5 protein-coding genes are annotated in these 4,631 nt (G+C 71.1%); all 5 read left to right on the forward strand.

Going from position 1 to position 4,631, the window contains the following annotated elements; all coding sequences use genetic code 11:
• Window positions 1-1,231: AMP-binding protein (locus G6031_RS14525; protein ID WP_182653624.1), on the forward strand; the 1,231-nt coding region annotated here is incomplete at its 5' end.
• Window positions 1,228-2,058 (forward strand): SDR family oxidoreductase, encoded by an 831-nt coding sequence (locus tag G6031_RS14530; RefSeq protein ID WP_182653625.1) that lies wholly within the window; start codon window positions 1,228-1,230, stop codon window positions 2,056-2,058. The genes G6031_RS14525 and G6031_RS14530, both read left to right, overlap by 4 nt.
• 115 nt (window positions 2,059-2,173) lie before the next feature.
• Window positions 2,174-3,121, forward strand: a complete 948-nt coding sequence (locus G6031_RS14535; protein ID WP_182653626.1) for an enoyl-CoA hydratase — start codon at window positions 2,174-2,176, stop codon at window positions 3,119-3,121.
• A gap of 4 nt (window positions 3,122-3,125) precedes the next feature.
• Window positions 3,126-4,295: an acyl-CoA dehydrogenase family protein gene (locus tag G6031_RS14540; RefSeq protein ID WP_182645342.1), complete on the forward strand. Its 1,170-nt coding sequence runs from the start codon at window positions 3,126-3,128 to the stop codon at window positions 4,293-4,295.
• A 16-nt stretch (window positions 4,296-4,311) separates the two neighbouring features.
• Window positions 4,312-4,631: acyl-CoA dehydrogenase family protein (locus tag G6031_RS14545; RefSeq protein ID WP_182653627.1), on the forward strand; the 320-nt coding region annotated here is incomplete at its 3' end.

The raw sequence follows: 4,631 nt of genomic DNA on the forward strand, positions 1-4,631 counted from the left end.
GGGCGCCTTCCTCGGTGCCGAGCGGATCGCCGACCTGACCTCCGCGGCGGGCGGGTCGCTCGCCGGCGCCACGCGGCTGCGGACGCTCGTGCGAGTCCCCCTCGACGGCGGTGACACCGCGACCGCCGACCTCGCCGTCGTCGACTTCACCGACCTGCAGGCGGAGGCCACCGACACCGCGCTCGCGGAGGCCGACGCCCGCGCCGACTCGGTGACGGGTGACGACGTGGCCGACATCCTGTTCACCTCCGGCACCACCGGCAAGAGCAAGGGCGTGGTGGCGCTGCACCGCCAGACCGTCGCCGGTGCGCGCGCCTGGGGGTCGAACGGCGGACTCACCGAGCGCGACCGCTACCTCATCGTCAACCCGTTCTTCCACAGCTTCGGCTACAAGGCCGGGTTCCTGGTCTGCACTCTCTTCGGTTCGACCGTCATCCCGCTGGCCGTGTACTCCCCCACCGAGACCATGCGCCTCGTGCAGGACGAGGGCGCCACCGTCCTGCCCGGCGCCCCCACGATCTTCCAGACGATCCTGGACGCGCCGGACCGGGCGGGGTTCGATCTGTGCTCCCTGCGCCTGGCCGTGACCGGCGCGTCGGTCGTCCCGGTGGTCCTGGTCGAGCGGATGCAGTCCGACCTGGGGCTGGAGACCGTCCTCACCGCCTACGGGCAGACCGAGACGATGGGCTTCATCACCACCACCACGGCGGACGACGACGACGTCACCGTCGCCACCACGTGCGGGCGGGCCTACCCCGGCATGGAGATCCGGATCGGGGACTCCGGCGAGATCCTCACCCGCGGCGAAATGGTGATGCAGGGGTATCTCGACGACCCGGAGAACACCGCGGAGGCCATCGACCCCGACGGCTGGCTCCACACCGGCGACGTGGGCGAGATCGACTCCCGCGGCAACCTCCGGATCACCGACCGGCTCAAGGACATGTACATCACGGGCGGGTTCAACGTGTACCCCGCCGAGGTCGAACAGACGCTCGCGCGCCTGGACGGGGTGGTCGAGACCGCTGTCATCGGCGTCCCGGACGACCGGATGGGTGAGGTCGGCAAGGCCTTCGTGGTGCGCCGCGAGGGGTCGTCGCTCACCGAGGAGGACGTCCTCGGGTTCTGCCGCGAGCACCTGGCCAACTTCAAGCGTCCCCGCGCGGTGGAGTTCGTGGAGTCCTTCCCGCGCAACGCCTCGGGCAAGATCCTCAAGACCGACCTCCGATGAGCACGGGCCGCCGGGCGGGTGCCGTCGTGGTCACCGGCGCCTCGGGCGGCATCGGCCGCGCGGTGGCCCGGCGCCTGGCCGGCGAGTTCCCCGACAACCCGCTGGTGCTGGGGTACCGCTCGACCGAACCGATTGACCTGGCGGCGGAGCTCTCAGGCCCGGGGGCAACAGGTTCGGGGGCCGCCGATCCGGGCGACCCCCCGGACGGCCCCCGACGAGGCGTGGAGAGCGTGAGACTGGCCCCGGGACGCGACGGGACCGACGACGACGAGGTCGCGGCCTCGATCGATCAGATCGCCGCACGCCACGGCGGGATCGCCGTACTCGCCCACTGCGCCGGCCCGCACGTGCCCATGGTCCACCTGTCCCGGACCAGCCCGGCCGAGCTGCGCGTCCAGCTGGACGCGGACGCCGCCGGGTTCTTCGCGATCGTGCACCCGGCGCTGCCGCACGTGCGCGCGGTGGGCGGCACCGTCGTCGTCGTCACCACTGCCGCCACCACCCGCTACCCGGTCCGGGACGGCCTGTCCGCGGTCCCCAAGGGCGCGGTCGAGCAGCTGGTGCGGGGCCTGGCGGCGGAGGAGGGCCGGTTCGGGGTCCGTGTGAACTGCGTGGGCCCGGGGATGCTCACCGACGGGATGGCCGAGAGGCTCATCTCCTCCGGCGACCTCGACGACCGCGCCCTCGAGGTCACCCGCCGCAACATCCCGCTGCGACGGTTCGGGACCGCGGTGGACGTCGCCGAGGCCGTGGCGTTCCTCGCCTCCGACCGGGCGGGCTTCATCTCCGGCCAGAAGCTCGACGTCGACGGTGGTTACGGCGTCTGAACAACGGTGGCTACGGAGTCTGAATGGCGGTGGCGACGGCGTCTGAATCCGATCCGGCGAGCGGGTCCGGTACAGTACCAACCAAGCACTTGCTAGGTAAGGAGATCCCCAGCTCATGACCGACGCACCCATCCCCCCGGTCCTCGGTGTCGACGACCTCGGCCCGGACACGCAGCCGGTCGCCTACGAGGTCACGGGCGGCACCGCCTACGTCACGCTCAACCGCCCCGACTTCCGCAACGCGCAGAACTCGGTCATGACGTACTCGCTGGACAACGCCTTCATCAGGGCCGTGGAGGACGACGCGGTCAAGGTGATCGTCCTGCGGGCCAACGGCAAGCACTTCTCGGCCGGCCACGACATCGGCACCACCGAGCGCGACCACCACGTGGAGTACCCCAACCGCGCCTCGATCTGGTGGGACCACACCACCCGCGGCGGCGGCGACCGGCGGCTGGCCCGCGAGACCGAGGTCTACGTCCAGATGTGTCGCCGCTGGCGCGAGATCCCCAAGCCGATGATCGCCCAGGTGCACGGCGCGTGCATCGCCGGCGGCCTGATGCTGGCGTGGATCTCCGACTTCATCGTGGCCTCCGACGACGCGTTCTTCTCCGACCCGGTGGTCAAGATGGGGATCCCCGGTGTCGAGTACTTCGCCCACGCCTTCGTCCTGGGCCCCCGCCGTGCCAAGGAGATCCTCTACACCGGTCGCAGATTCGGTGCGGCCGAGGCGCTGGACTGGGGCATGCTCAACCACGTCGTGCCGCGCGAGGAGCTGCAGGCGAAGGTCGACGAGATCGCCGGTGAGATCGCCGCGATGCCCGCCTTCGGCCTGACCCTGGCCAAGAAGGTCATCAATTCGAACGAGGACCAGATGGGCCTGCAGACCTCGCTGGACACGGCGTTCGGCTGGCACATGTTCGCCCACTCGGCCAACGCGGAGCCCGACGACACCGACTCGTTCTCCGCCTCCCTCGGCGGGATGGACGCGCGCTCGATGCGCGACAGCGCCAACACGGGCTCGACCGGCGGCCCCGCCCCGACCGGCGAGCAGAAGGGCTGACGCCGTGGATCTGGATCTGGACGCCTCGACACAGGAGTTCCGCCTCGAGGTGCGCGACTGGCTCGCCGCGAACGTGCCGTCCGAGCCGCTCCCACACATGGACACCCGCGAGGGCTTCGAGGCCCACCGCGAGTGGGAGCGAAAGATGGCCGACGCCCGCATGTCGGTCGTGTCGTGGCCCGAGGAGTTCGGCGGCCGCGACTGCGGACTGGTCAACTGGGTGGTCTTCGAGGAGGAGTACTTCCGCGCGGGCGCACCCCTGCGGGTGAGCCAGAACGGCATCTTCCTGCTCGCACCGACCCTTTTCGATCACGCGACCCCCGAGCAGTTGGCGCACATCATGCCGCGCATGGCCCGCGCCGACGACATCTGGGCGCAGGCCTGGTCCGAGCCGGAGGCGGGGTCCGACCTGGCCTCGCTGCGCTCGACGGCTACGCGTGTGGACGGCGGCTGGGTGCTCAGCGGCCAGAAGGTGTGGTCCACCCGCGCCTCGTTCGCCGACAAGGGTTTCGGGCTGTTCCGCACCGACCCGGACGAGCCCCGCCACAAGGGCCTGACCTATTTCATGTTCGACCTGCGGGCCGAGGGCGTCACCGTGCGTCCGATCGACCAGCTCGACGGCCTGCCCGGCTTCGCGGAGCTGTTCCTCGAGGACGTCTTCGTGCCCGACGACCCGGCGGATCCGGCCGAGTCCGGCGTGATCGGCGAGGTCAACCAGGGCTGGAAGGTGGCGATGTCCACCGCCAACAACGAGCGCGGGCTCTCCCTGCGCTCCCCGGGGCGGTTCCTCGCCACCACCGACCGACTGCTCGAGCTGTGGGGTTCCCGCCGGGCGGACCTGGACGAGCGCAGCCGGGGCGCCCTGGCCGACAAGGTGGTGGACGCGTGGATCGGCTCGCGCGCCTACGAGCTGAGCACCTGGAAGACGGTCACCACGCTCACCGGCGGCGCCAACCTGGGCTTCGAGTCCTCGATCAACAAGGTCTTCTGGTCGGACTGGGACATCGCCACCCACGAGACCGCCCTCGACCTGCTCGGCACAGCCGGAGAGCTCGCCGGGGAGCAGTGGATGGACGGATACCTGTTCGCCCTCGCCGGGCCGATCTACGCCGGCACCAACGAGGTACAGAAGAACATCATCGCCGAGCGCCTCCTCGGCCTTCCGCGCGGCTGACGGGACACGGAGCACCATGAGATTCGCACTCGACCCCGAGATCACCGACTTCGCGGCGAGCATCGACTCGCTGCTGACACGGTCCGACCTGCCGTCGGTCATCCGCGCCTGGAGCGCGGGCGACACCGGCCCCGGCACCACCGTGTGGGGCAGGGTCGCCGAGACCGGCGCCGCGGCCCTGCTCATAGACGAGGACGCCGGCGGGGCCGGGGCCACCGCCGTCGAGGCCGTCGTCGCACTGGAGGTCCTGGGGCGCCACGCCGTCCCCGGGCCGGTCGTCGAGACCGTGATGGTGGCACCCCGCATCGCGGCGGCGCTCCACGGGACAGCACCGGA

It is taken from the genome of Dietzia sp. CQ4 (assembly GCF_014145125.1).
GTDB classification, from domain to species: domain Bacteria; phylum Actinomycetota; class Actinomycetes; order Mycobacteriales; family Mycobacteriaceae; genus Dietzia; species Dietzia natronolimnaea.

Coding starts and splice junctions, on each gene's coding strand:
- G6031_RS14530 (WP_182653625.1), top strand. CDS start 1,228: ATGAGCACGGGCCGCCGGGCGGGTGCCGTCGTGGTCACCGGCGCCTCG.
- G6031_RS14535 (WP_182653626.1), top strand. CDS start 2,174: ATGACCGACGCACCCATCCCCCCGGTCCTCGGTGTCGACGACCTCGGC.